2 protein-coding genes and 2 pseudogenes are annotated in these 2,229 nt (G+C 70.7%); 2 read left to right on the forward strand and 2 right to left on the reverse strand.

The window, feature by feature from the left end:
- Positions 1-401: pseudogene (locus G6027_RS03795) on the reverse strand (A/G-specific adenine glycosylase); the annotation flags it as partial.
- 38 nt (positions 402-439) lie between these two features.
- On the opposite strand from G6027_RS03795, the gene G6027_RS03800 reads away from it, so the two are divergent.
- On the forward strand, positions 440-1,093 hold the full coding sequence (locus G6027_RS03800) for a carbonic anhydrase (protein WP_179524500.1): 654 nt from the start codon (positions 440-442) through the stop codon (positions 1,091-1,093).
- Positions 1,094-1,149: 56 nt separating this feature from the next.
- Positions 1,150-1,800 (forward strand): hypothetical protein, encoded by a 651-nt coding sequence (locus G6027_RS03805; RefSeq protein ID WP_182635534.1) that lies wholly within the window; start codon positions 1,150-1,152, stop codon positions 1,798-1,800.
- Between the two features lie 56 nt (positions 1,801-1,856).
- Here G6027_RS03805 and G6027_RS03810 read toward each other — a convergent pair.
- Positions 1,857-2,229: pseudogene (locus tag G6027_RS03810) on the reverse strand (DNA integrity scanning protein DisA); the annotation flags it as partial.

Here is a 2,229-nt window from a genome sequence, read left to right on the forward strand (position 1 = left end):
GGGACCCGCTGACCGTGGGCGAAGCACGCCACCGCGCGGGCGGTGTAGTCACCGACGCCAGGGAGGGCGAGCAGGTCCCCGACGTCCGTGGGGACCTCGCCGCGATGTCGATCGACGACGGCGAGGGCGCACTCCTGCAGTCGGAGGGCGCGGCGGGGATAGCCGAGTTTGCCCCACATCCGGATCACCTCGGCGGGGGAGGCCGCGGCGAGCTCGGCCGGACCGGGCCACCGCTCGAGCCACGCCCGCCAGACCGGTTCCACCCGCGCCACGGGGGTCTGCTGGCTCATGACCTCGCAGAGCAGGATCTCCCACGCGCCGACATCGGGGCCGCGCCAGGGCAGGGGCCGGCCCTCACGGTCGAACCAGGACAGCAGGGCGGAGGTGTCGACGGAGGTCACCGTGGCTCACCGGCGGCGGGGTGTGCACAATATGAGCCATGCCTCATACCGATCCCATCAAGGCCTGGGCCTCGCTCCGCGACGGCAACCATCGATTCGTCGAAGGGCAGATGCGTCATCCCAGCCAGAATACCGAGCGGCGGGAGAAGCTCGTCGCGGCGCAGCACCCCAAGGCCGTGCTGTTCGGATGCTCGGACTCCCGGGTGGCGGCCGAGATCATCTTCGACCAGGGTCTCGGGGACCTCTTCGTGATCCGCACCGCCGGCCACATCAGCGACTCGGCGGTGCTCGGGTCGATAGAGTACGCGGTCCACGTCCTGGAGACCCCGCTGATCGTGGTGCTCGGTCATGACAGCTGTGGCGCCGTCAAGGCGACGGTCGATGCGCTGAACACCGGTGAGATCCCGCCCGGGTTCCTACGGGACGTGGTGGAGAAGGTCTCGCCCTCGATCCTCAACGGGCGCCGCGAGGGGCTCAGTACCATCGACGACTTCGAGGCGCGCCACGTCCTGGAGACCGGCGAGCTGCTGCAGCAGCGGTCCAAGATCATCAGCGACCGGATCGATGCGGGGCGGCTCGCGATCGTCGGTGTGACCTACAAGCTCTCCGACGGGCGTGCGTACCTGCGCAGCGCGTTGGGGGAGGTCGAGGACACCCCCCACGGTCCGGGTGAGGAGATGATCGCGGTCTAGGGACACGCCGCGAGGGGGATCCGACGCCGCGTCCCCTCGGCCCTAGAGTTGGGCCCGTGCACGAACCCCAGGGCTCCCTACCGCGCGAAGTCTATGTGCGGCGCCGCGTCGCCGCCGTCGGCATCGCGGTCGTCGCCGTCCTGGCCGTGGTGCTGGCGCTGTTCCTGGCCTCCAGGGACAGCGGTACTGACACCCAGGATTCGGCGGCGGGCGGCGAGGTCGACTCTGCCGAGGCGGCAACAACCTCGGAGACCACGACGACCGAGACCACCGCCCGGGACGACGGCGGTGCCTCGCGGGGCCGCTGCGCGGATGAGGATCTGAGCCTGGAGGCCTGGTCCGCCGAGCCCAACGTCGAGGTCGGGGAGGATGTCCGGTTCTTCGTCAACATCCTCAACACCTCGGACACCACGTGCGATCGCGACCTCTCCGAGGCGCCGCTGTCCTTCGAGGTCTACCGTCTCGACACCAACGTCAAGGTGTGGTCGAGCATCGACTGCACCACCCCCCGCGAGGACGACGAGGTCGACCTCCGCCCCGGTGAGCCAGAGCCCCGCCAGATCGACTGGACCGGCCGGCGGTCCGCAGAGGGTGCCTGCTCGGAGTCCGATCGGACCCCGGTCGAGGTCGGCGCCTACCAGGTCTACGCGCTGGTCGGGAACGTCTTCAGTCCCGCCGCCACCTTCAACGTGGTCGAGGGCGACTGACCTTCGACGTTCGTGAGGGCGACTGACGCCGACGGCGGGCGCCCGGACGCCGTGTTCTAGGTCGACCCCAGCCCGGTGAGCCACTGGCGCACGTGCCTGGCCCAGAGGGCACCCACACCCTCGACGTCCGCGAAGTCCGTCTGCTCGGCGGCCAGCAGCGCCGGAACCGAGCCGAACCGCTCCACCAGGGCGGAGATCTGTACCGGTCGGAGTCTGGGGATGTGAGCGAGCATCCGGTGCCCACGTGCGGTGACGTGCTCGTCGAGGTCCTCCGGCTCCGCCGGCAGCCCGAGGCAGCGCGCGACGGGGCCGGGCAGGAGCAGGTCGGCATCGGTCAGGGCGGCCAGACGCTCGAGCCCGTGCGTCACCTGGTCGGCGGTGGGGACCGTGCTCCCGCCCGTGGGGTCGACGGCGAGGTGGTCGGCGACG

The sequence above is a fragment of the Dietzia sp. SLG310A2-38A2 genome, from assembly GCF_014145095.1.
Lineage (GTDB): Bacteria > Actinomycetota > Actinomycetes > Mycobacteriales > Mycobacteriaceae > Dietzia.

Excerpts from the sequence above, each read along its gene's own strand:
- G6027_RS03800 (WP_179524500.1), top strand. The coding sequence starts at position 440 with ATGCCTCATACCGATCCCATCAAGGCCTGGGCCTCGCTCCGCGACGGC.